This window comes from Streptomyces sp. NPDC059166 (assembly GCF_042755185.1).
GTDB lineage: Bacteria > Actinomycetota > Actinomycetes > Streptomycetales > Streptomycetaceae > Streptomyces.
Map to the genome: position 1 here is coordinate 142971 of NZ_JBHZCI010000004.1, position 22640 is coordinate 165610.

Here is a 22640-nt window from a genome sequence, read left to right on the forward strand (position 1 = left end):
GGATGATCACCGCACTGCTGGTCGCCAACCGGGGCGAGATCGCCTGCCGGATCTTCCGCACCTGCCGCGAACTGGGCATCGCCACCGTCGCCGTGTACTCCGACGCCGACGCGGGCGCCCTGCACGTGAGGGAGGCGGACACCGCCGTACGCCTGCCGGGAGCGGCGCCCGCCGACACCTACCTCCGGGGCGACCTGGTGGTGGCCGCCGCCCTCGCGGCCGGTGCCGACGCCGTGCACCCCGGATACGGCTTCCTCTCCGAGAACGCCGGATTCGCGCGGGCAGTCCAGGACGCCGGCCTCGTCTGGGTGGGGCCGCCGGTGAAGGCCATCGAGCTGATGGCCTCCAAGACCCGGGCCAAGGAACTGATGGCGGCAGCCGGAGTCCCCCTCCTGACCCCGGTCGATCCGGAGGGCGCGACCGCCGCGGACCTTCCCCTGCTGCTGAAGGCGGCGGCGGGCGGCGGCGGGCGGGGGATGCGGATCGTGCGCGAACTGGACGCCCTGCCCCAGGAGATGACCGCCGCGTCCGCCGAGGCGGCCTCCGCCTTCGGCGACGGCGAGGTCTTCGCGGAGCCGTACGTCGAGCGGGGCCGGCACGTCGAGGTGCAGGTCATGGCCGACCGGCAGGGAACCGTCTGGGCGCTCGGCACCCGCGACTGCTCGCTCCAGCGCCGCCACCAGAAGGTGATCGAGGAGGCGCCCGCGCCCGGCCTGGAGGACGGGCTGCGGGAACACCTCCACGGAGCGGCGGTCGCGGCCGCGCGGGCCGTGGGCTACCGGGGGGCGGGAACGGTGGAGTTCCTGCTGTCGGCCGAAGGGCGCCCGTACTTCCTGGAGATGAACACCCGCCTCCAGGTCGAACACCCCGTCACCGAGGCGGTCCACGGCCTCGACCTGGTCGCCCTGCAACTGCGCGTCGCGGAGGGGGAGCCGCTGCCCTCGGCCACCCCGCCCGAGCCGAAGGGCCACGCCGTCGAGGCCCGGCTGTACGCCGAGGACCCGGCACGTGACTGGCAGCCGCAGACCGGAGCGCTGCTCTCGTTCGACGTACCTGAGGCACCCGGTCTGCGCCTGGACACCGGATACACGGGCGGCGACACCGTGGGCGTGCACTACGACCCGATGCTCGCCAAGGTCATCGCCCACGCCCCCACCCGGGCCGCGGCCGTACGCCTCCTCGCCCGGACCCTCGAACGCGCCCGTATCCACGGCCCGGTCACCAACCGGGACCTCCTCGTACGCTCCCTGCGCCACCCGGACTTCGCCGCCGCACGCCTGGACACCGGCTTCTACGACCGGCACCTGACCGCCCTGACGGCGACCGGCACCCCGGACGAGGAGTCCGCGCGCCGCCTCGCCGCCACCGCCGCCGCGCTGGCCTCGGCGGTGAGCACGGCCGCGAGCGGGCCGGCCCGGTTCGGCGCCTGGCGCAACCTCCCCTCACAGCCGCAGACCAGGGGCTACCGCGGTGAGCCCGACGGCACCACGTACGAGATCGCCTACCGCAGGGGCCGGGACGGCACCCCGCTCCCGGAGACCGGCGAACGTGTGGTCACCGTGCACCCGGACGCCGTCACCCTGGAGACCGGCGGGGTGACCCGGCGGTTCACCCTCGCCACCCACGGCGACCGCGTCCACGTGGACACGGCTTCCGGTTCGTACGCCTTCACCGTCCTTCCGCGCTTCACCGACCCCACCGGGCGCCCCGAGCCCGGGTCCCTGCTCGCCCCGATGCCCGGCACCGTCGTCCGCCTCGCCGACGGGCTCGCCCCCGGGTCACCCGTCGAGGCCGGGCAGCCGCTCGTCTGGCTGGAGGCGATGAAGATGGAACACCGCGTCCTCGCCCCCGCCTCCGGCACCCTCACCGCGCTCCACGCCGCCCCCGGACTCCAGGTCGAGGTCGGCGCACTGCTCGCCGTCGTACAGGACGCACCCGCGCAGCCATCCGCCGACCAGGAGGAGACGACCTGATGAGCACCATCCTCGAGACCGAAGAACAGCGGGCCCTGCGCGCCGCCGTCGCCGCCCTCGGCAAGCGCTTCGGACGCGACTACTCCACCGGCCTGGCCCGCAAGGGCGAGCACCCCCGCGAGCTCTGGGAGGAGGCAGGCAAGCTCGGCTACCTCGGCGTCAACCTGCCCGAGGAGTACGGCGGAGGGGGCGGCGGCATGGCCGAACTCTCCATCGTCCTGGAGGAACTCGGAGCGGCGGGAAGCCCTCTGCTGATGATGGTGGTCTCCCCGGCGATCTGCGGCACCGTCATCGCCCGCTTCGGCACCGAGGCCCAGAAGCGGGCCTGGCTGCCCGGCCTCGCCGACGGCTCCCTGACCATGTCCTTCGGCATCACCGAGCCCGACGCCGGCTCCAACTCCCACCGCATCACCACCACCGCACGCCGCGACGGGGACGACTGGGTGCTCGACGGCCGGAAGGTCTTCATCTCCGGGGTGGACATCTCCGACGCCACCCTGATCGTCGGCCGCACCGAGGACGCCAGGTCCGGCAGGCTCAAGCCCTGCCTCTTCATCGTCCCCAGGGACACCCCCGGCTTCAGCCGCACCCGGATCGAGATGGAACTCCAGGCGGCCGAGAAGCAGTTCGAGCTCGTCCTCGACGGGGTCCGGCTGCCCGCCGGTGCCCTGGTCGGCGAGGAGGCGGACACCGGACTCCTCCAGCTCTTCGCCGGGCTCAACCCGGAACGCATCATGGGCGCCGCCTTCTCCATCGGCATGGGCCGCTACGCCGTGCAGAAGGCCGTGGAGTACGCGAGGACCCGGACCGTCTGGAAGGGCGCCCCCATCGGCGCCCACCAGGCCATAGCCCACCCGCTCGCCCGGGCGCACATCGAGCTGGAACTCGCCCGTCTGATGATGCAGAAGGCCGCGAAACTCGTCGACGACGGTGACGACATCGGCGCGGGCGAGGCCGCGAACATGGCGAAGTACGCCGCCGCCGAAGCCTGCGTCAGGGCCGTCGACACCGCCGTCCACACCCTGGGCGGGAACGGCCTGACGACCGAGTTCGGACTCGCCTCCCTCATCACCGCCGCACGCGTCTCCCGTATCGCGCCCGTCAGCCGGGAGATGATCCTCAACTACGTCTCCCACCAGACCCTCGGCCTGCCGAAGTCGTACTGACCCGGTCGGTCGTGCCCGGGGTCTCCCCATACGCCCCCGCACGGGCGATTCTGGCTCTCCACCCGCGTCGAAGGGGACCGCCATGGTGTTCCACAGCGAGTACGCAGACGTCCAGCCCCTCGAAACCCCCATCCACGAAGCCGTCCTCGGGGACGCCGCCGGCTTCGGTGACACCCCCGCACTGATCGACGGCACCGACGGGACGACCGTCACCTACGCCCAGCTCGACACCTTCCACCGGCGCATCGCCGCCCACCTCGCCGCGGCCGGACTGCGCAAGGGCGACGTCCTCGCCCTGCACAGCCCCAACACCATCGCCTACCCGCCCGTCTTCTACGGGGCGACCCGGGCAGGAGCCACCGTCACCACCATCCACCCGCTCGCCACCCCCGAGGAGTTCGCCAAACAGCTCACGGACTCCGCCGCCCGCTGGATCGTCACCGTCTCCCCGCTCCTGGACGTCGCCCGCCGGGCCGCCGGACTCGCCGGCGGGATCGAGGAGATCTACGTCTGCGACCAGGCCGAGGGCCACACCTCCGTCCTCGACATGCTGGGCTCCACCGCACCCGAACCCGAGATCGCCTTCGACCCGGCCGAGGACATCGCCGTACTGCCCTACTCCTCGGGCACCACCGGCACCCCCAAGGGCGTCATGCTCACCCACCGCTCCATCGCCACCAACCTGGAGCAGCTGCGCCCGTTCGTCCCCCTCGGCGAACGCGACCGCATCCTGGCCGTGCTCCCCTTCTTCCACATCTACGGCCTCACCGCCCTGATGAACGGCCCCCTCCGGTACGGCGCCACGGTCGTCGTCCTGCCCCGCTTCGACCTCGCCCAGTTCCTGGAGACGATCCAGACCCAGCGCATCACCGGCCTGTACGTCGCCCCGCCGATCGTCCTGGCTCTCGCCAAGCACCCCCTCGTCGGCGACTACGACCTCTCCTCGCTGGAGTACATCGTCAGCGCCGCCGCCCCGCTGGACGCCTCGCTCGCCGCCGCCTGCTCCAGCCGGCTCCGCGTCCCCGCCGTACGGCAGGCGTACGGCATGACGGAACTCTCGCCCGGCACCCACGTCGTCCCCCTGGACGCGGAGAACCCGCCGCCCGGAGCCGTGGGGAAGCTGCTGCCCGGCACCGAGATGCGGATCGTCTCGCTCACCGACCCCGGCATCGACGCCGCCCCCGGCACCGAGGGCGAGATCCTCATCCGGGGACCCCAGGTGATGAAGGGCTACCTCGGCCGCCCCGACGCCACCGCCGCCATGATCGACGACGAGGGCTGGCTGCACACCGGGGATGTCGGCAGGACCGACGCGGAGGGCTGGCTGTACGTCGTCGACCGGGTGAAGGAACTCATCAAGTACAAGGGCTACCAGGTCGCCCCCGCCGACCTGGAGGCACTGCTGCTCACCCACCCGTCGATCGCCGACGCCGCCGTCATCGGGGTGTACGACGCCGAGGGCAACGAGGTCCCCAAGGCCTACCTGGTCCGCCAGGCCGGTGCGGAGGACCTGACGGAGGAGGACGTCATCGCGTACGTCGCCGACCGGGTCTCCCCGTACAAGAAGGTCAGACGGGCCGAGTTCATCGAGGCCGTGCCCCGCGCGGTGTCCGGCAAGATCCTGCGCAGGGAACTGCGCGACCGGGAGAAACCGCGATGACCCCGCCGGCACCCGCCCGCCCCGCCACCGGGGGGCCCGACGGCCTCGGGCCTCTCGGCCACCGGCGGGAGAGGCCCGAGGGGTCCGGCAATACCCGTCCGTCGCCGGGAGAGGCGGCGATGAGCCCGGCAGTATCCGTCCGTCGCCGGGAGAGGCGGCGATGAGCCCGGCAGTATCCGTCCGTCGCCGGGAGAGGCGGCGATGAGCCCGGCAGTATCCGTCCGTCACCGTGAGAGGCAGCGATGACCCTGGCACCACCCGTCCACCACCGAGGCATCACCACCCTCACCCTGGACTCCCCGGCCAACCGCAACGCCCTCTCCGCCGCGCTCGTCGGCGAACTCTCCGAGGCGCTGGCCGGCTGCGCCGAGGACGACACCGTGCGGGCCGTCGTCCTCACCCACACCGGCACCACCTTCTGTGCGGGCGCCGACCTGACCGCGCCACCCGAACCGGCGGCGCTCGTCGCCCTGATGCGCGCGATCGTCGCCCTGCCCAAACCCGTCGTCGCCCGGGTGACCGGGCACGTCCGGGCCGGCGGGCTCGGACTCCTGGGTGCCTGCGACATCTCCGCGGCGGGGCCCGACGCCACCTTCGCCCTCACCGAGTCCCGCCTCGGCCTCGCGCCCGCCGTGATCTCCCTGCCCCTGCTGCCCCGCCTCGACCCGCGCGCCGCGTCCCGCTACTACCTCACCGGCGAACGCTTCGACGCGGCCGAGGCGGCCCGGATCGGGCTCGTCACGCTGGCCGCAGGCACCACGGGGGCCGCCGCCGACGACGTGGACAAGGCGCTCGTACCGGTGCTCGACGGACTCCGCCGGGCCTCACCCCAGGGGCTGAGGGCGTCCAAGGAGCTGGTCACGGCTAGTGTGCTGAGGCATTTCGACAGTCACGCCGAAGACCTCATCGCCCGCTCCGCGGCGCTCTTCGCCTCCGACGCGGCACGGGAGGGGATGACGGCCTTCCTGGAACGACGGGATCCACCATGGGTGCTGTGACGCCCCCCAGACCCCCCGCCGCGAAGTCCCCCAAGCAGGACCGCAGCCGCGCCACCCGCCAACGGCTGCTCGAAGCCGCGGTCGCCTGCCTCGCCGAACACGGCTGGGCGGGCTCCACGGTCTCCGTCGTCGCCGAGCGCGCCGGAGTCTCACGGGGCGCGGCGCAGCACCACTTCCCCACCCGTGAGGACCTCTTCACCGCCGCCGTCGAGTACGTCGCCGAGGAACGCTCGGCCGCCCTGCTCACCCTGCCCGTCCAGGGCCGGACCGAAGTGATCACCGCACTGGTCGACCTCTACACCGGGCCGCTGTTCCGCGCCGCGCTCCAGCTCTGGGTAGCCGCCTCCAACGAGGCGCAGCTGAGGCCCCGGGTCACCGAACTCGAAGCGCGCGTCGGCCGGGAGACCCACCGCATCGCCGTCGAACTCCTCGGCGCGGACGAGACCCGTCCGGGGGTACGCGAGACCGTGCAGGGCCTCCTGGACATGGCCCGCGGACTCGGCCTCGCCAACGTCCTCACCGACGACACGGCCCGGCGCCGCAGGGTCGTCGAGCAGTGGGCGGTGCTGCTGGACGGGGCGCTGGGCTGACCTGCGGCCCGTGAGCGCGGCAGGCGCGGGGCGATGGCCACCGGCCGCGGCGTGCGCCGCCGCCTCCCGCGGACACGGCCCGCCCCTTGCCCGGCGGACGGCATGCGCCCGCTCGACGGCTCGCGGTGAGCGGCCGGGGTGGAGCTGACGGGGAGAAGGGCAGGCCGGCCAGGCCCGGGGCACGGGCCTCTCCCGGTTCCGCCCACCCGCCGCGACACGGGCCTCTCCCGGCTCCGCCCACCCGCCGCGACACGGCCTCGGGGGCCGCGCCCTCACCTACGGTCGGCCACCCGGGCGCGGAGGAATTCCAGCAGCACGGCGTTGAAGGGTCCGGGCTGTTCCACCCCGGGCAGATGGCCGGCCCGCTCGATGACGGCCAGCGTGGCGTGGGGGACCAGGAGGCGCATGTCCTCGGCGTCGCCGACCGGGGTGTAGGGATCGTCGGCGCCGACCACGATCAGTACCGGCGTCTTCACGGCGGCGAGCGTGTCACGGTGGTCGGGGCGTTCGGCCCGCCCCCGCAGGGCGGCGGCGGCACCCTCCGGGTCCGTGGCCCGCATCATGCCCAGCACCCGCTCCGCCACCTCGGGCTGTTCCGTGACGTTGTACGGGGCGAGCATCTTGTCGATCACCTCGGCCGCGTATCCGTCCATCCCCTCCGCCCGAAGCCGGTCGGCCAGGGCGTTGCGGAACGCCTTGCCCTCGTCCGTCTCGGCGGGCGCGGAGGTGTCGGAGAGCACCAGCGCCAGCACCCTGTGCCCGTGCCGGAGCTGGAACTCCATGGCGATCTGGCCGCCCATGGACACACCGCCGACGACGGCCCGCTCCAGGCCCAGGTGGTCGAGCAGGGCGGCGATGTCCTCCGCGAAAACGGAGAGGAGGACCTTGCCGGGGGTGACGTCGCTGTCGCCGTATCCCCGCAGGTCGGGGGTGATCACGCGGTGCCCGTCCCTCGCCAGCGCCTCGGCGGACGGTGCCCACATGGTGCGGTTGAAGGGGTGGCCGTGGACGAGGACGACCGGCAGGCCGTCGGACGGCCCCCGGTCGTCGTAGTGCAAGGTGCACCCGGCCCGTGAGAAGTGGCTCATGCCGCTCACCCTAACGCGGTCGCCGAGGGCGTCCGCGAGGGTAAATGCCTTTCCGGCAGGGTCAGTTGTTGAGATCCGCCAGCTGGTCGAAGCCCGGGATCTCGTGCGGGTCGCGGGTGCCAGGACCGACGTACGTCGCCGAGGGGCGGACCAGGCGGCCGGTGCGCTTCTGCTCCAGGATGTGCGCCGACCAGCCGGCGGTGCGGGCGCAGCTGAACATCGAGGTGAACATGTGCGCCGGGACCTCCGCGAAGTCCAGCACGATCGCCGCCCAGAACTCGACGTTGGTCGCCAGGACCCGGTCGGGGCGGCGGGCGTGCAGCTCCTCCAGGGCGGCCTTCTCCAGCGCCTCCGCCACCTCGAAGCGCGGGGCCGCCAGCTCGCGCGCGGTACGGCGCAGGACGCGGGCGCGGGGGTCCTCGGCGCGGTAGACGCGGTGGCCGAAGCCCATCAGCCGCTCGCCCTTGTCGAGAGCCTGCCTGACGTACGCCGCGGCGTCGCCGGTCCGCTCGATCTCCTCGATCATGCCGAGGACACGGGACGGGGCGCCGCCGTGCAGCGGACCCGACATGGCGCCGACCGCACCGGACAGGGCCGCCGAGACGTCGGCGCCGGTGGAGGCGATGACGCGGGCGGTGAACGTCGACGCGTTCATGCCGTGTTCGGCGGCCGAGGTCCAGTAGGCGTCGACGGCCTTGACGTGCCTGGGGTCCGGCTCGCCGCGCCAGCGGATCATGAACCGCTCGACGACCGACGTCGCCTTGTCGATCTCGCTCTGCGGGACCATCGGCAGGCCCTGGCCGCGGGCCGACTGGGCGACGTAGGAGAGGGCCATCACCGCGGCGCGCGCCAGGTCGTCGCGGGCCTGCTCCACGGAGATGTCGAGCAGCGGTTTCAGGCCCCACACCGGGGCCAGCATGGCGAGGGCGGACTGCACGTCCACGCGGATGTCGCCGGAGTGCACCGGGATCGGGAACGGCTCGGCGGGCGGCAGGCCGGGGTTGAACGCCCCGTCCACCAGGAGACCCCAGACGTTGCCGAACGACACATGGCCGACGAGGTCCTCGATGTCGACGCCGCGGTAACGGAGGGATCCGCCTTCCTTGTCGGGCTCGGCGATCTCCGTCTCGAACGCGACGACTCCTTCAAGTCCGGGTACGAAGTCGGACATCGGGCGGCTCCCTCGACTCGGCGGCTGTGTGACGGGCCCTGAAGGCCCGACCACGATACTGGCGGGTACCCACGACGCGGGGAAGGGTGACGTGCGGCACAGCCGACCGGCACGCACGCGGCGATCGTGCCCTCCCGGGGGGACGTCACCTCCGCTGCGGCAGGATGGCCCCGTGCCCACAGCAGACGCCTCTCCGTCCTCCGCTTCCGCCTCCTCCCGCACTCCGTCATCCGATTGCACCACCGATCCGGCCGCGATGCGCGAGCAGTACCGCTCCGAGGACTTCTCCGAGCAGGACCTCGCGGCGGATCCCATGGACCAGTTCGCCCTGTGGTTCCGCCAGGTCGCGGGCGGCGGAGCCCTTCACGAACCGAACGCGATGGTGGTCTCCACGGCCGACTCCCGGGGCCGCCCGTCCTCCCGCACGGTCCTGCTGAAGCAGTACGACGAGCGGGGCTTCGTCTTCTTCACCAACTACGGCTCCCGCAAGGGCCGTGAGCTCGCGGAGAACCCGCACGTCTCACTGCTCTTCCCCTGGCACCCGCTGGCCCGGCAGGTCATCGTGACCGGCACCGCGTCGCGGGTGGGCAGGGAGGAGACGGTCGCGTACTTCCGTACCCGCCCGCACGGCTCCCAGCTGGGCGCCTGGGCCAGCGAGCAGTCCACGGTGATCGGCTCACGCGACGAGCTGACCGAGCGCTACGAGGAGCTGGCCGACCGCTACCCCGAGGGGGAGAAGGTGCCCGCGCCGCCGCACTGGGGCGGTTTCCTGGTCGTGCCGGACGCCATCGAGTTCTGGCAGGGCCGCGAGAACCGGCTGCACGACCGCCTGCGGTACGTCCGCGACAGCCCGGACGCCGAGTGGCGGGTGGAGCGCCTCTGCCCCTGACGGCCTCCCGGGCCACGGCCCCGGAAACGCAGGAACCCGCAGGCTCTGGTCCCTCCTCACGGAGGAGCCGGCCGGATCTACCGGCGAGCCTGCGGGTCGGTGACTGCTTGGGTTTCGGCAGACAGCCTGCCGAGGTGCACGGTGTGCGACGACGGGCTGTCAGCCCGCAGCCACCTCACGAATCCGATAAGACTGCACTTTTCGGATCACCTCCTTTCAGCGTGTGCCCACAGCCTAGGAACGCCCCCGCGCCCGCACAACTGAATTAACCGCACCCCGGGTGGACACCGGATTTCCGGGAAGTGGCTGTGTGGTGGCTCACGTTCGAGTTCAATGGTCTGACGTGCGGCAATGCGGAACGCGAAGCGGAACACGCCCTGCGGGAGGTACGGAGTGAGTGCTTCCAGGAGCACCGGGACCACCGACGCGATCGGCCCCGACGAGGACCCCGAGCGGGCTCCGGCGGCCATTCCCGGCTCCCGGCTCCTCGCCGCGCTGCTCGACGGCATGGACGCCGCCCTGTGCGCCTTCGACGCGCAGGGCACGATCACCCACTGGAACCGAGAGGCCGAGCGGATCCTCGGCTGGTCCGCCGCCGAGGCGGTGGGGCGTCGGGGCTTCGCCGGATGGGCCGTGCGCAGCGCGGACGCGGGGGACGTGCAGGGGCGGCTGCTGGCCGTCATGGACGCGCCGGGACGCCAGGTCCACGAGTTCGCCCTGCTGCGCAAGGACGGCGGGCGGGTCCTCGTACGGACCCAGTCGTCCGGGGTGCGGGGGGCTGACGGCAAGCCCGCCGGGGTGTACTGCGCGTTCAGCGAGGTGCACGCCCAGATCGACCTGGAGCGTTCCATCGCGCTCAGCGAGGCGCTGTTCGAGGACGCGTCCTGGGGCGTCGTCCTCGTCGATGTCGACCTGAGGCCGACCGTGGTCAACGCCTACGCGGCCAGGGCCCTGGGCGGCGGGCGTACCCGGCTGCTGGGACGCCCGCTCGGGGAGCTGGTCGTGCAGGGCGTGGAGGACCTGGAGGCGGCGCTGCAGCACGTCCTCGCCGAGGGCTCGCCGACCGCGCCGGCCGAGCTGTGGGTGACGCTGCGGACGGCGGAGGGCGACCGCAGGCGCTGCTGGCGCAGCGGGTTCCTGCGGCTGGCTTCGCCGCTGGCGGAGGAGCCGGTTCCGCTGGGCGTCGGCTGGCTGTTCCGGGACGTCACCGCGGCCAAGCTCGCCGAGCAGGACGCCGCCCGGCTCCGCTTCCGGGCGAACCAGCTGCACCGCGCCGCCCGTCAGGCGGCGGAGTGCGAGGACCCGATGGAGGCGGCCACCACCTCACTGGACTTCGCCCTGGCCGGGTTCGCCGACCATGTGGTGGTGGATCTGCTGGAGGACCTCTCGGGTGGAGAGCGGCTCGTACGGGCCGCGTCCACACCCTCCGACGCCCCGGGCCCCTGCCTGGCGGTCTCCGGCGGGCCGTTCCCCGTCCGGTACGGCACCGAGCACCCGGCGGTCCAGGCGGTGGAGCGCGCCGGGACCGTACGGGCCGCCGCACCGGCCGGGGCGGACCGGGAGTGGGCCGTGGAGCGGCAGTGGCCCGAAGGCGCGGTGCACTCCCTGTGCGCGGTGCTCCGGAGCCGGGGACGGACCCTGGGAGTGGTGACGTTCCTGCGTACGGCGAGCCGCAGCGCCTTCGAGCGGACGGACGCGGCGTACGCGGAGAGCGTGGCGAGCCGGGTCGCGTCCGCGGTCGACCTGGCGCGTCTGGCGCGTTTGGCGGCCCGCGGCGACGGGTCCTGAGCCCGGCGACGCCCTGGGCCGCCCTCTGCGGCGGTCAGTGGCGGTAGAAGATCCGGTCGCCGTACTCCCGCATCACGCGGCCGTTCCACTCGTGGCCGCCGTCGACGTTGCCGGAGCGCAGCAGCGGCGGCTCGATGCCCCGGGCGACGAGTTCCTCGGCGGCGGTGGCCATCATGGCCTGCATCAGCGCGCTGGTGACGACCGTCGACGCGGGCGCGAACGGGGCCTCCACGCCCTCCAGCGTGAGCGTGGCGTCACCGATGGCGATCTTGCTGTCCAGCACGATGTCGCAGTGGTCGCGGAGGAATCCGCCCGAGACGTGGCGTGACTTCGTGCCGGTCGTGTACGCGACCGAGGTGATTCCGACGACGGTCAGGCCGAGCGCCCGCGCGTTCTGCGCCATCTCCACGGGAAGGGCGTTGCGCCCGGACAGCGAGATGATCACCAGGAGGTCGCCGGAGCGTGCGGGGCTGGAGTCGAGCACCGCGCTCGCGAGGCCGTCCACCCGCTCCAGCGCGGAGCCGAGGGTCGCCGGCATGACGTCGACGCCCACGGTGCCGGGCACCGCCAGCAGGTTCATCAGGGCGAGCCCGCCGGCCCGGTAGACGACGTCCTGCGCGGCGAGCGAGGAGTGCCCGGCGCCGAAGGCGAAGAGCCGCCCTCCCGCCGCGACGGTGTCGGCGATGGCCGTCCCCGCGGCCGCGATCGCCGAGGACTCCTCGTCGCGCACCCGCTCCAGCAGGCCGATCGCTGCGTCGAAGAACTGACCGGCGAGCTTGCTGTCGCTCATCGAGGAGGCCTTTCCTGCGGGATGGGGGTCCGTGCGGTGCCCGTGTCGCGGATCACGTTGCGGTCTGGACCACTGGGCTGTCAATAGCGCCCCGGCCCCGTCCGCGGAGCCCGCTCCCGACGGCGGGGCACGGTTGTCGGCGCCATGCGTCAGAATTGGGGTTGGGCCATCGCACGACGACTTCATGTCACAGCATCGAGGGGCACGTATGTCCGGACTGATCGACACGACGGAGATGTATCTCCGCACCATCCTCGAGCTCGAAGAGGAAGGCGTTGTCCCCATGCGCGCCCGTATCGCCGAGAGGCTGGACCAGAGCGGGCCGACGGTCAGCCAGACGGTGGCGCGCATGGAGCGGGACGGGCTGGTCCAGGTCGCGGGTGACCGCCATCTCGAGCTGACCGAGGAAGGACGCCGCCTGGCGACCCGGGTGATGCGCAAGCACCGGCTCGCCGAGTGCCTGCTCGTCGACGTGATCGGGCTGGAGTGGGAGCAGGTGCACGCCGAGGCCTGCCGCTGGGAACACGTCATGAGCGAGGCCGTCGAGCGCCGGGTGCTGGAGCTGCTGCGGCACCCGACCGAGTCTCCCTACGGCAACCCGATCCCGGGGCTGGAGGAGCTGGGCGAGAGCGCCGAGGCCGACCCGTTCCTGGACGAGAGCATGGTGAGCCTGGCCGAGCTCGACCCGGGCGCGGAGGGCAAGACGGTGGTGGTGCGCCGGATCGGCGAGCCGATCCAGACCGACGCACAGCTGATGTACACACTCCGGCGGGCGGGCGTGCAGCCCGGCTCCGTCGTCAGCGTGACCGAGTCGGCCGGCGGTGTGCTGGTCGGTTCCAGCGGGGAGGCCGCCGAGCTGGACAGCGAGGTCGCCTCGCACGTCTTCGTCGCGAAGCGCTGATCCGCAGCGCTGGCCCGAAGCTGATCCGCAGCGCTGACCCGAAGCGCTGCCGGAGCGCTGATACGCAGCGCTGACCTGGGCCGATGCGTGCACCGGCGTCCTGCGTGCACGTGCAGGCGCCGGTGCCGACGCACGTGCGGATGTGAGCCGGTAAGCCCGCTTTCTGTTTTCCGCCCGGAATCGCAGCGGCCGGGCGAAACGCGTGCCAGGCTGTGGCCAGGCATTCGGACCTGAGGTGCCGGCAGCGTCTGCCGCGCCGTCCGGGGAGGGGGCGGGGAATGCGCCCGTCGCAGTGGCACGTGCGCCGCGAGGTGGCGTCCGGGCCTGTCTGCGTACACGTGTCCGCCGTTGCGGCTGTTCGAACCGGGGCGGCGCGCGCGAGGGCGGTTCGGCTCCCCTGCGGCACTGCGGCCGCCCGCCCCGAGGCGCTCCCGGACCGCTGTGGAGCTCACGGATCCTCGGGCTCCGAAACAGCGGAAGGCCCCGGCGCCCGAAGGCGCCGAGGCCGGTCCTCCCCTGCTCTGACCTGGAGCCCCGAGCTCTCGAGGTCAGTCCCCGCGGACCCCTGTCCCCGAGTGGTCCGCTTCCCGCAGAAGGTCTCCCCCGGGGGGCCGTCGTCAATCCTGAACCGCTGTCACTCGAACGTGGGATGTTGCGTGCCGGAAACCGATTTTCGAATAAGAGTTCGATAGTCTGGCGGCGACGCACACACGGTGGACGAGGACCTGAAGAGGGGGTGCCAGAACCTATGGTGCGGCGCATCGATGTGACCGGATCGGACGGCGTACGCCTCGCGGCCTGGGAGTTCGCCGAACCGCCCAAGGGCCGGGAGGAGTCCGGCCGGGCCCCCGGGATCTTAATGCTCCACGGGCTGATGGGCCGGTCCGCGCACTGGGCCCCCGCCGCCCGCTGGCTCTCCGAGCGCCACCGCCCCGTCGCCCTCGACCAGCGCGGCCACGGCCGCAGCGACAAGCCGGCCGACGGCCCGTACACCCGTGACGCCTATGTCGCGGACGCCGAGGCGGTGATCGAGCAGCTCGGCCTCGCCCCGGTCACGCTCATCGGACATTCCATGGGCGCGCTCACCGCCTGGCAGCTCGCGGCCAAGCGCCCCGATCTCGTCAAGGCCCTGATCATCTGCGACATGCGGGCCTCCGCCCTCGGGCCCGCCTCGCAGCGCGAATGGGAGGACTGGTTCGACGCCTGGCCGCTGCCCTTCGCGACCCTCGCCGGGGTCCGCAAGTGGTTCGGCGAGGACGACCCCTGGGTGGAGCGGCCCAACCCCTCCCGCGGTGAGTTCTTCGCCGAGGTGATGGCCGAGAGCCCTGACGGCTGGCGCCCGGTCTTCTCCCAGGAGCACATGCTGACGTCCCGGGCCACCTGGATCTACGACGCCCACTGGGAGGAGCTTGCACAGGTGCGCTGCCCCACCCTGGTCCTGCGCGGGATCGACGGAGAGCTGGGCAGGGCCGAGGCCCAGGAGATGGTCAGGGTCCTGCCGCTCGGGCAGTACGCCGAGGTGGAGGATGCCGGCCACCTCGTCCACTACGACTGCCCGGACGGCTGGCGCAGAGCGGTCGAACCGTTCCTGGAGCAGCTGGCCGAGGGCCGCCACGACGACCGGGAGGCCGCCCGTCCCTGAACAGCGGCCCCGGACCGGGCGACCCGCCCCTGACGGCTTCCCCGGGCCCACCCGCTCACCCCCGGGCCGCCCGGCCCGTCCTCGGAGCTCACCGCCCCGCCCGGGAGGCCCGCCGGCTCAGCCCTTGCTGACCGCGGCCAGGATCTCCGGGAGCCGGTCCGCCGTGCGCGGCGCGGCCAGCCGTACCCCGAGCCACCCGATGAACGCCCCGTAGACCGCACCCACCGGCAGCAGCGTCCACAGCGCGTCCTGACGGCCGGACACGTGGAGCCAGACCGTCAGCCCGATCACGGGCCCGCTGAGCAGGGCCGCCGCCACCATGCCGCCCAGGATGGAGATCCACGCGAGCCCGGCCTGCCCCGGCACGACGTTCTTGAACGCCCCGTCCTGCGGGATGGAGTACGGGAACAGCGCCGAGGCCAGGGCGCCCGTGGCGAGCATCGCACCGAGCAGGGCGAACGACAGCCCCACGACCCCCGGCAGCGCCGCCCAGTCCCCGAGCACCGCTGCGGTCACCACCGTGACGAGCACCGTGTACGGCAGGGTGATCAGAAGCAGCACGAGCGCGCGCGCCCTGAGCTCCAGGTAGGCGTCCCTCGTCGAGGAAACCGACAGCGCCACCATCCAGAACGCCGAGGTGTCCTGACCGAACTGGTTGTACATCTGCATCCCGAGCATCCCGGCCGCGAAGCAGGCGAAGTACGGGGACCCGGTGCCCTGCACCGCGTTCAGCACCGGCACGATCAGGCCGATCGCCAGCGCGGTCACCCAGGCGGCCTTCGTCTTGGGGTCCCGCACGACGTACCGCAGGCTCCGCAGCATCACCGTCCCCGTGCGCCCCTCGGGGAGCAGGGCGGAGAGCCCCGAACGCTCCGTACCGGACCGGCGGCCGGCAGGTTCGGCGGCGGCGATGGTGGAGCCGTCCGGTGCGGTCATCAGCTTCACGAGGCTCCGCTGCCAGAGCCACACCAGGCCGCCCAGGGCCAGCAGCGAGACGAGCAGCTGCCCGCAGGCGGCCCCGTACGCCCCCTCGGAGGCCGATCCCACCGCGCCGAGCGCCGACGCCGGGGGCAGCCAGCGCACCACCTCCGCGAGGGGTTCCAAGGAGGACAGCCCGCCCGCCCGGCCCAGACGCTGCGCGCCGAAGTTGACGAACTGGATCCCCACCGCGATCAGCAGCCCGCTGAGCACCGCGAGGTCCCGGCCCTTGCGTGAGGTCAGCAGCCGGATGTTCGCCGTGGCCACGGAACGCGCCAGGGACACACAGACCAGCAGCGCCAACGGCGCGCCGACCACTCCGAACGCCACCGCCGCGGCCCCGTGCGCCAACGCGATCACCGAGCCGAGAGCCAGGGCGAGCGTGAAGAGCGGCCCGATGCCGATCAGCGAGGACACCAGCAGGGCCTCGATCAGAGGGCGGGGCCGCAACGGCAGCATCACCAGCCGGCTCGGGTCCAGGGTCTCGTCGCCGCTGGGGAAGAACAGCGGCATCACGGCCCATCCCAGAGCCACCACGGCCGTCAGCAGCACCACCAGAGTGGCCGCCTGGTCGTGGCCGCGGAGCGCGACCAAGCCGATCACCTGGCCCGCGGCGAGCAGCGCCGTCACCACGATCGAGGCGACATAGGCGGCCCGTCGCCCGGACGACTGCCGCAGACCGTTGCGCAGCAGAGTCAGCTTCAGCCGTACGAAGACGGGGACGAGGCCCTCACCGCGTACGGCGGGGACGGCGGATCCGGCGGGGGTGTCCAGCACCGTCATCGGGCACCGCCCAGCCAGTCCAGGGACTCGCCGGTGTCCCGTGCGCCCGCACCGACCAGTTCCAGGAAGGCGTCCTGGAGCGTGGCGGCCTCGCCGCGGACCTCCGCCAGGGTCCCCTGGGCCTTGATGCGGCCCCCCGCCATGACGGCCACCCAGTCGCAGAGCGACTCGACGAGTTCCATCACATGACTGGAGAAGATCACCGTCGCGCCGGACCGGGTGAAACGCTCCAGCACCCCGCGGATGGTCTGCGCCGACACCGGGTCGACCCCCTCGAACGGCTCGTCCAGGAAGAGCACTTCGGGATTGTGCAGCAGTGCGGACGCCAGCCCGATCTTCTTCCGCATCCCGGTCGAGTAGTCCACCACCAGCTTGTGCTGCGCGCCCGCGAGATCCAGGACGTCGAGGAGCTGGGTGGCCCGCTTGTCCACCTCCGCACCCGGCAGCCCCCGCAACCGGCCGGTGTAGGAGAGGAGTTCGCGCCCCGAGAGGCGCTCGAAGAGCCGCAGTCCCTCCGGGAGGACGCCGATCCGGGACTTCACCTCGACCGGATCCCGCCACACGTCGTGGCCGGCCACCTCGATGCGGCCCATGTCCGGCCTGAGCAGCCCGGTCACCATGGAGAGCGTGGTGGTCTTCCCGGCGCCGTTGGGGCCCACCAGTCCGACGAACCTGCCCGCCGGGAGATCCAGGTCGACCCCGCCGACCGCGATCTGCTCACCGAACCGCTTCCACAACCCCTCCACCCGCACCGCCGGACGGGCGGCCCTGGCCGCACCCGCCGAGTCGGTCCCGCCCGCACTGTCCGCCTGGTCCGGCATGGCAACTGCCTTTCGAAGTCCCCGTATGTGGGGACCACCCTACGAAAGACGGCCCCTGGCGTCGGCGGCTTCCCGGGCGCAGGCGTACGCGAGCGGGCTGATCAGCTCCTCGGCGTCCGGCAGCCACAGGTCGGCCCGCGAGGGGCGGCGGGCCCACTGCACCGCCCCCCGCCCGGCCATCCGGGTCGGCGGCGCCACCACGTAGTCGCCCTCGCCGCGGCCCACCATGCCGATCACCCGCGCGTCCCAGCCCAGCCGGCGTACGAGGTCGGGGGCCTTGGCGGCGGCTCCCGGGAGGGCGAAGAACAGCATCCGCCGGTCCGGGGTGCGGGTCACCGGGCCCAGCGTGAGCCCCATCCGCTCCATCCGCGCCAGCGCGAGGAAGCCCGCCGACTCCGGCACGTCCAGGGCGTCGAAGGTCCGGCCGGTCGGCATGAGCACCGAGGAGCCCGGCTGCCCGGCCCACATCCGGCGGGCCGCGGCGCCGCTGCCGGTCGCCTGGCCCGCCCAGTCCGCCCGGACGGGATGGGCCCCCGGGGCCGCGCAGGCGGGCACCTGGCAGGAGCACCGCTCCGTCCCGCCGACGGGCTCGAGCCAGGCGCCGGGGAACACGTCCCAGTGCCGCTCCTGCGCGTACCAGGCCGCGGCCTCGAGCAGCTGCTCGTCGCGCTGCTGGGGGACCTGTGCGGCTTCCGTCACTCCGATGGGCTGTTCCACGCCCACTCAACTACCGGCGCCACCTGGGGTTACGGGCGCGTGCGCGACCTTCCTGGCGGATCGGTTCTGCACGCGGGGCGCACAGAGGCACGGACGGGGGCGCGCATGAGCGGCCGCACCGAAGTGCGGGTAACCACCTGCAGAACTGTGCCGACACGCGGTCCCACGTACCCGATACAGATGAATATGCGCATTTCTCGTGCCGTGCCGGGCAGTGATTGCTTCACTGAAGCACCGCGGTCTCAGGGGGAGAACACATGGCAGCCAGGCCTCTCGTCGCCCGTCAGCCGAACGAACGGCTCCAGACGCTCATCCAGGAGGCCGGGTGCTCCAACGCCGGTCTCGCACGCCGGGTCAACATGGTCGGCGCGGAGCGGGGGCTGGACCTCCGCTACGACAAGACCTCGGTGGCCCGATGGCTGCGGGGGCAGCAACCCCGGGGCAGAGCAGCGGGGATCATCGCCGAGGCGATCGGGCGCAAGATCGGCCGTACGGTCACGATCGACGAGATCGGCATGGCCAACGGCAAGAGCCTGGCTTCCGGAGTGGGTCTCCAGTTCTCGCCCACGGTCCTCGGCGCCGTCGAGCAGGTCTGCGAGCTGTGGCGCAGCGACGTGGGCCGCCGCGATCTCCTGTCCGGTTCGGCGGTGGCCGCGTCCGCCCTCGTGGAGCCCAGCCGCGACTGGCTGATCACGGGCGCCGACCCGCAGGTGGCACGGACCGGCGGCAGCAGGGTGGGCATGCCGGACGTGGCGGCGGTGCGGGCGATGACGGCCGCGCTCGTCGACCTGGACCACCGATTCGGCAGCGGGCACGTGCGGCCCGTCCTGGTGCACTACCTCAACAGCGTGGTGTCAGGGCTCCTTTCGGGCTCGTACCGCGAATCGGTCGGCCGCGAGCTGTTCGGCGCGGTCGCCAGACTCACCGAACTCGCCGGGTACATGGCGGTCGACACCGGCCGGCCCGGTCTCGCCCAGCGGTACTACATCCAGGCGCTGCGCCTGGCCCAGGCCGCGGGCGACCGCGCGTACGGCGGCTATGTGCTGGCCGCCTCGATGAGTCATCTCGCCGCGCAGCTCGGCAACCCGCGTGAGATCGCCCAGCTGGCCCGGGCCGCGCAGGAGGGCGCGCGAGGGCGGGTCACCCCGAGGGCGGAGGCCATGTTCCACGCCGCCGAGGCGCGCGGCCACGCGCTGCTGGGCGACGACCGCACCTGCCGCCTGGCGGCCGGCCGGGCGCTGGCCGCGCTGGAGCAGTCCGACCCGGCCGCGGGTGACGACCCCGACTGGATCGCGCACTTCGACGCGGGCTACCTCGCCGACGAACTGGCCCACTGCCACCGCGACCTGGGGCAGGCCGAGCCCGCCGCCCGCCGCGCGAAGGAGGCCCTGGCGGCGCTCCCCGATTCCCGGACCCGGCGCCGGGGGATCGGCCTGGTGCTGCTGGCCACCGCGCAGGTGCAGCAGCGTGAGGTGGAACAGGCCTGCCACACGGGGCTGCGGGCGATGGAGCTCCTGGGGACGGTGCGTTCCAGCCGGGGTGCCGAGTATCTCGACGACCTCCGGCAGCGACTGGAGCCCTACGCGAGCGAACCGGCGGTCCGGGAGTTCGGCGCCAGGCTGGAGCTGCAGGCCGCCTGACCGGCGATTCCGCCGGACCGGCCATGTACAGCGTCGCGGGCGCCGAGGGTGTTACCACCCGTGTGAAGGGGTGGTGAGCGCCCTCGGGCGCTTGGCGCCGGGCCGAGGACACCCGGTAGCGTGAGCCGACGATTCCATAGGTTCACACGGAGGAGTCCCGGTGACGCAGAGCGGACAGGGTGACGAGCGGCAGCTTCCCGCTGTACGGCCCGCGCACGAGGGTGTCGTGCTGCCCGCGGACGGTGGTGCCCCCTGGCACCCGGGTGGGCAGGCCGGCCCGCAGCAGGACCAGGCCGTCCCCGCCGGCGGCCGGCCGTGGGGCGACTCCTGGGGGCCGGAGTCCGCGCACCGGGACGGCCCGCCCCCCGGGCACCTCCCGCCGGAGCAGCCCGAGCAGTACGGGCAGAACGCGTACCAGCAGCCGCAGCACGGGCAGTACCAGCAGCCCCCGCAGCAGCCGTACCCGCCCGCACAGGGCCAGTACCAGCAGCCGCAGGGGTACGCCCAGCCGCTGCCGCCCGAGGCCGGCGCCGCGGGGCATGCCGGGGACGCCGACGCCACGCAGTACATCGCGCCTGTGACCGGCGGTCCGCTCCCCGGGGGGCTGCCGCCCGAGCAGCCCGCGGAGTCCACGCAGTTCCTGGGACGGACCTCCGGCCCGGGACAGCCCTCCGACTCCGACGCCACGCAGTACATACCCCCGGTGCCCGGCGGAGCCCCGTACGGGATACGGCCCGGAACCCCGGGCGACCGGCAGCCGCCCGCGGAGTTCGACAGCCTCTTCCGCAGCGAGGAGCCGGCGGGCTCCACACAGCAGATGCCCGCCTTCGGCGGCGGACACCAGCAGTACGCCCAGCAGCCGCCCCAGGGCGCCCAGCCCTACCAGCCGGGTCCCCAGCAGGGCGCGCACGACGGGTACGGCGGTCACGGCGGCTACGGCGGTCAGCACCAGGACCAGGGCGACGGCGCGCCGCGCAGGCGGACGGCGCACATCAAGCTGATCGCGGGGGTCGTCGTCGGCTGCGCGGTCGTCGGGCTCGGCGCGGGGGCGCTGATGAGCGGGGGCGACGACAGTCCCTCGGACGCCAAGCAGCCGGTCGCCTCGCAGAGTTCGGCAGCGACCGAGCCGTCGGCGCAGCCCTCCGCCGACCCCGCGAAGCCGCAGGCCGAGGAGCTGGACAAGCTCCTCGCGGACAGCAACAACAGCCGCTCGGCCGTGATCAGCGCCGTGGAGAAGATCAAGGGCTGCCGGGAGCTCGACCAGGCCGCCACCGACCTGACCGGAGCGGCCACGCAGCGCCGGGGCCTGGTGACCCGTCTGGAATCCCTGAGCGTGGACCGACTGCCGTCCAGCGCGGAGCTGAAGGGCTCGCTGACGAAGGCGTGGCGGGCGTCGGCGGAGGCGGACGACCACTACGCCGCGTGGGCCCGGCAGGCGAAGAACGACAAGAAGGTCTGCAAGGGCGGCAAGGCCCGGACGACCGGGGAGACCGCCAAGGCGGGGGCGTCCAGCAGCGACGCCACGATCGCCAAGCGCGAGGCGTCCGGTCTGTGGAACGCCATCGCACGGAAGTACGGGCTGACCGAGCGGGCCCCCACACAGCTCTGAGCGGGAACACGTCTCCGGACCCGCCCGCTCCCGGGCCCGGAGGCTCCGCGACGGCCTGGAGACCACGTCACGTCCCGGGGGGCGAGGTCCCCTTCCGGGACGGGCCCGGTCGACTCGACGACGCTCGTGGCGGGTACAGCCCTCAGCGGGCGTCCAGGAGGATGTTCGTGACGTCCACGAAGTCGTCCTTCTCGGCGGTGAGCCGCCCGTTGCGGACCACCTGGAACGTCACCCGGCCGTTGACGATGCGCCCGTAGGCCGCGACGCCGACCATGTCCTTGAAGCGCCAGCGCAGGACCGGCGTCAGGCCCCCGGTGTCGACCTGGGTGCCCCGGTTGAGGTTCACGGAGATGCCGCCCGCCGTGATCTCCGGCTGGTCCAGTGCCTCGACGACCGCCTTGAGCACGGTGTAGGCGATCCACGTGGTCTGAACGCCGGTGTCCCCGGGGTCGATCCGGTTGTCCCCGAAGGCGTACTTCCGGATCACCTCGCGCATCTCGTTCCAGCGGGCATCACTCGGCTCCGGGTACCAGCCGGTGACGAGCGCCCCCTCGAAGGGGCTGTCCGCGCCGCCCGTGCGGTCGATGAGGCTCTGGCCGACACTGCCGAGCACGGAGGAGATCCGCACCCGGCTGTCCTTGGCCTCCAGCCGACGGAAGGAGTCGAAGAAGGTCTCCGTGCCCTGGCCGAGCACCGCGGTCACACAGCCGTCGTCCGCGTGCTCCAGGGCCTTGGCGGCCTCCGCGTCGTACGAGGTGGCCTCCTCGGTGGCGATGATGTCGTACGAGCGCGGGCGCTTCTCGACGCTGAGGCCCGTGTCGAGGAGCCCGGGCATAGTGTCGCCGACCAGGGTGTCGGGCCGTACCAGGGCCACCCGCTCGCACCCTGCGGCGAGTTGCCGGCCGTTGCCCGCCACGAGGGCCGGCTGACCGCCGTTGACCGGGTAGGAGAGATAGCTGGTGAACTCGTCCGCGGAGGCCCCGTACCCGCCTATGTAGGGGATGCCCGCGGCCTCCAGCGGGGCCAGGAACGCCCGGCCGTACCTGCTGTACGAACCGACGACCGCGGCCACGTCCGCCTCGACGGCACGGCGGGCGCACTTCGAGGCGCCGGAGGCGGTGTCCTGTTCGTTGCAGGTGAGCACCTTGAGCTCGTGCCCGTCGATGCCGCCCCGCTCGTTGATCCAGCGCGCGTACGTCCTCGCCATCGCCGGCATCCCGGCCATGTTCACCGCGTCGGCCGCGGTCGTGTCGGGCGCCCAGGTCATCACGGTCACGGGCTCCCTGGAGCCCCCGGAGGTCCCGGGGATCACTCCGCAGCCGGAGAGCAGCAGCGCCCCGGCCGCCGCCGTTGTGAGGATCTTGCGGGGGCTGGGAGAAGTGAGGCGTCGCCATCCGGTCATGGTCATGAACTTTTGCGCCCCACGGGTAACGCCG

At 73.0% G+C, this 22640-nt stretch carries 18 protein-coding genes; 11 read left to right on the plus strand and 7 right to left on the minus strand.

Going from position 1 to position 22640, the window contains the following annotated elements; translation table 11 throughout:
• Nucleotides 1–2: 2 nt before the first annotated feature.
• The 5 genes from ACFXOA_RS04705 to ACFXOA_RS04725 all read left to right on the plus strand — a co-directional run bounded on the left by ACFXOA_RS04705 (nt 3) and on the right by ACFXOA_RS04725 (nt 6387).
• On the plus strand, nt 3–1973 hold the full coding sequence (locus tag ACFXOA_RS04705; protein WP_385022456.1) for an acetyl/propionyl/methylcrotonyl-CoA carboxylase subunit alpha: 1971 nt from the start codon (nt 3–5) through the stop codon (nt 1971–1973).
• Entirely contained in the window at nt 1973–3139 is a 1167-nt protein-coding gene (locus ACFXOA_RS04710) for an acyl-CoA dehydrogenase family protein (RefSeq protein ID WP_385022459.1), read from the plus strand. The genes ACFXOA_RS04705 and ACFXOA_RS04710 overlap by 1 nt, the downstream gene beginning before the upstream one ends.
• An 82-nt stretch (nt 3140–3221) precedes the next feature.
• Nucleotides 3222–4799: a 4-coumarate--CoA ligase family protein gene (locus ACFXOA_RS04715; protein WP_385022462.1), complete on the plus strand. Its 1578-nt coding sequence runs from the start codon at nt 3222–3224 to the stop codon at nt 4797–4799.
• A gap of 242 nt (nt 4800–5041) precedes the next feature.
• Nucleotides 5042–5797: an enoyl-CoA hydratase family protein gene (locus ACFXOA_RS04720; RefSeq protein WP_385022465.1), complete on the plus strand. Its 756-nt coding sequence runs from the start codon at nt 5042–5044 to the stop codon at nt 5795–5797.
• On the plus strand, nt 5785–6387 hold the full coding sequence (locus tag ACFXOA_RS04725) for a TetR/AcrR family transcriptional regulator (protein WP_385022468.1): 603 nt from the start codon (nt 5785–5787) through the stop codon (nt 6385–6387). Before ACFXOA_RS04720 ends, ACFXOA_RS04725 begins: the two co-directional genes overlap by 13 nt.
• A gap of 272 nt (nt 6388–6659) precedes the next feature.
• Here the strand turns inward: ACFXOA_RS04725 and ACFXOA_RS04730 are convergent, their stop codons facing one another.
• Both ACFXOA_RS04730 and ACFXOA_RS04735 read right to left on the minus strand, forming a co-directional pair.
• Complete coding sequence (locus tag ACFXOA_RS04730; protein WP_385022471.1) at nt 6660–7475, minus strand: alpha/beta fold hydrolase; 816 nt, start codon at nt 7473–7475, stop codon at nt 6660–6662.
• 61 nt (nt 7476–7536) lie between these two features.
• Nucleotides 7537–8646, minus strand: a complete 1110-nt coding sequence (locus ACFXOA_RS04735) for a citrate synthase 2 (RefSeq protein ID WP_385022474.1) — start codon at nt 8644–8646, stop codon at nt 7537–7539.
• Between the two features lie 256 nt (nt 8647–8902).
• On the opposite strand from ACFXOA_RS04735, the gene pdxH reads away from it, so the two are divergent.
• Nucleotides 8903–9535 carry a pyridoxamine 5'-phosphate oxidase gene (pdxH, locus tag ACFXOA_RS04740; protein ID WP_385022710.1) on the plus strand — a complete coding sequence of 211 codons (633 nt, stop codon included), beginning with the start codon at nt 8903–8905 and terminating at the stop codon, nt 9533–9535.
• A gap of 393 nt (nt 9536–9928) precedes the next feature.
• Complete coding sequence (locus ACFXOA_RS04745; protein WP_385022477.1) at nt 9929–11323, plus strand: PAS domain-containing protein; 1395 nt, start codon at nt 9929–9931, stop codon at nt 11321–11323.
• Between the two features lie 34 nt (nt 11324–11357).
• On the opposite strand, the gene ACFXOA_RS04750 is transcribed toward ACFXOA_RS04745, so the two are convergent.
• Entirely contained in the window at nt 11358–12113 is a 756-nt protein-coding gene (locus ACFXOA_RS04750; protein WP_385022480.1) for an SIS domain-containing protein, read from the minus strand.
• 208 nt (nt 12114–12321) lie between these two features.
• Between ACFXOA_RS04750 and ACFXOA_RS04755 the strand changes: the two genes are divergently transcribed.
• Both ACFXOA_RS04755 and ACFXOA_RS04760 read left to right on the plus strand, forming a co-directional pair.
• On the plus strand, nt 12322–13014 hold the full coding sequence (locus tag ACFXOA_RS04755) for a metal-dependent transcriptional regulator (RefSeq protein WP_385022483.1): 693 nt from the start codon (nt 12322–12324) through the stop codon (nt 13012–13014).
• Nucleotides 13015–13762: 748 nt separating this feature from the next.
• A complete protein-coding gene (locus ACFXOA_RS04760) occupies nt 13763–14656 on the plus strand; it encodes an alpha/beta fold hydrolase (protein WP_385022713.1) in 894 nt (297 codons plus the stop codon).
• A gap of 117 nt (nt 14657–14773) precedes the next feature.
• Here the strand turns inward: ACFXOA_RS04760 and ACFXOA_RS04765 are convergent, their stop codons facing one another.
• From ACFXOA_RS04765 to ACFXOA_RS04775, 3 genes are read right to left on the minus strand one after another with little or no spacing between them, the layout of a single operon-like run.
• The gene (locus ACFXOA_RS04765) at nt 14774–16417 is read right to left on the minus strand and encodes a transporter (protein ID WP_385022485.1); all 1644 of its coding nucleotides are present in this window, start codon (nt 16415–16417) and stop codon (nt 14774–14776) included.
• A complete protein-coding gene (locus ACFXOA_RS04770; RefSeq protein WP_385022488.1) occupies nt 16414–17238 on the minus strand; it encodes an ABC transporter ATP-binding protein in 825 nt (274 codons plus the stop codon). The genes ACFXOA_RS04765 and ACFXOA_RS04770 overlap by 4 nt, the downstream gene beginning before the upstream one ends.
• Before the next feature lie 39 nt (nt 17239–17277).
• A complete protein-coding gene (locus ACFXOA_RS04775; protein ID WP_385022491.1) occupies nt 17278–17955 on the minus strand; it encodes a bifunctional DNA primase/polymerase in 678 nt (225 codons plus the stop codon).
• A gap of 257 nt (nt 17956–18212) precedes the next feature.
• Between ACFXOA_RS04775 and ACFXOA_RS04780 the strand changes: the two genes are divergently transcribed.
• Together ACFXOA_RS04780 and ACFXOA_RS04785 are read left to right on the plus strand one after the other, a co-directional pair.
• A complete protein-coding gene (locus tag ACFXOA_RS04780) occupies nt 18213–19595 on the plus strand; it encodes a transcriptional regulator (RefSeq protein WP_385022494.1) in 1383 nt (460 codons plus the stop codon).
• Between the two features lie 160 nt (nt 19596–19755).
• Nucleotides 19756–21204: a hypothetical protein gene (locus tag ACFXOA_RS04785; protein WP_385022497.1), complete on the plus strand. Its 1449-nt coding sequence runs from the start codon at nt 19756–19758 to the stop codon at nt 21202–21204.
• 142 nt (nt 21205–21346) lie between these two features.
• Here the strand turns inward: ACFXOA_RS04785 and ACFXOA_RS04790 are convergent, their stop codons facing one another.
• The gene (locus ACFXOA_RS04790; RefSeq protein ID WP_385022499.1) at nt 21347–22606 is read right to left on the minus strand and encodes an ABC transporter substrate-binding protein; all 1260 of its coding nucleotides are present in this window, start codon (nt 22604–22606) and stop codon (nt 21347–21349) included.
• Nucleotides 22607–22640: the final 34 nt, after the last annotated feature.

What these genes read in the sequence shown, in the direction of transcription:
- ACFXOA_RS04705 (WP_385022456.1), top strand. Translation starts at nt 3, where the DNA reads ATGATCACCGCACTGCTGGTCGCCAACCGGGGCGAGATCGCCTGCCGG.
- ACFXOA_RS04710 (WP_385022459.1), top strand. Translation starts at nt 1,973, where the DNA reads ATGAGCACCATCCTCGAGACCGAAGAACAGCGGGCCCTGCGCGCCGCC.
- ACFXOA_RS04715 (WP_385022462.1), top strand. Translation starts at nt 3,222, where the DNA reads ATGGTGTTCCACAGCGAGTACGCAGACGTCCAGCCCCTCGAAACCCCC.
- ACFXOA_RS04720 (WP_385022465.1), top strand. Translation starts at nt 5,042, where the DNA reads ATGACCCTGGCACCACCCGTCCACCACCGAGGCATCACCACCCTCACC.
- ACFXOA_RS04725 (WP_385022468.1), top strand. Translation starts at nt 5,785, where the DNA reads ATGGGTGCTGTGACGCCCCCCAGACCCCCCGCCGCGAAGTCCCCCAAG.
- ACFXOA_RS04730 (WP_385022471.1), bottom strand. Translation starts at nt 7,475, where the DNA reads ATGAGCCACTTCTCACGGGCCGGGTGCACCTTGCACTACGACGACCGG.
- ACFXOA_RS04735 (WP_385022474.1), bottom strand. Translation starts at nt 8,646, where the DNA reads ATGTCCGACTTCGTACCCGGACTTGAAGGAGTCGTCGCGTTCGAGACG.
- pdxH (WP_385022710.1), top strand. Translation starts at nt 8,903, where the DNA reads ATGCGCGAGCAGTACCGCTCCGAGGACTTCTCCGAGCAGGACCTCGCG.
- ACFXOA_RS04750 (WP_385022480.1), bottom strand. Translation starts at nt 12,113, where the DNA reads ATGAGCGACAGCAAGCTCGCCGGTCAGTTCTTCGACGCAGCGATCGGC.
- ACFXOA_RS04755 (WP_385022483.1), top strand. Translation starts at nt 12,322, where the DNA reads ATGTCCGGACTGATCGACACGACGGAGATGTATCTCCGCACCATCCTC.
- ACFXOA_RS04760 (WP_385022713.1), top strand. Translation starts at nt 13,763, where the DNA reads ATGGTGCGGCGCATCGATGTGACCGGATCGGACGGCGTACGCCTCGCG.
- ACFXOA_RS04765 (WP_385022485.1), bottom strand. Translation starts at nt 16,417, where the DNA reads ATGACGGTGCTGGACACCCCCGCCGGATCCGCCGTCCCCGCCGTACGC.
- ACFXOA_RS04770 (WP_385022488.1), bottom strand. Translation starts at nt 17,238, where the DNA reads ATGCCGGACCAGGCGGACAGTGCGGGCGGGACCGACTCGGCGGGTGCG.
- ACFXOA_RS04780 (WP_385022494.1), top strand. Translation starts at nt 18,213, where the DNA reads ATGGCAGCCAGGCCTCTCGTCGCCCGTCAGCCGAACGAACGGCTCCAG.
- ACFXOA_RS04790 (WP_385022499.1), bottom strand. Translation starts at nt 22,606, where the DNA reads ATGACCGGATGGCGACGCCTCACTTCTCCCAGCCCCCGCAAGATCCTC.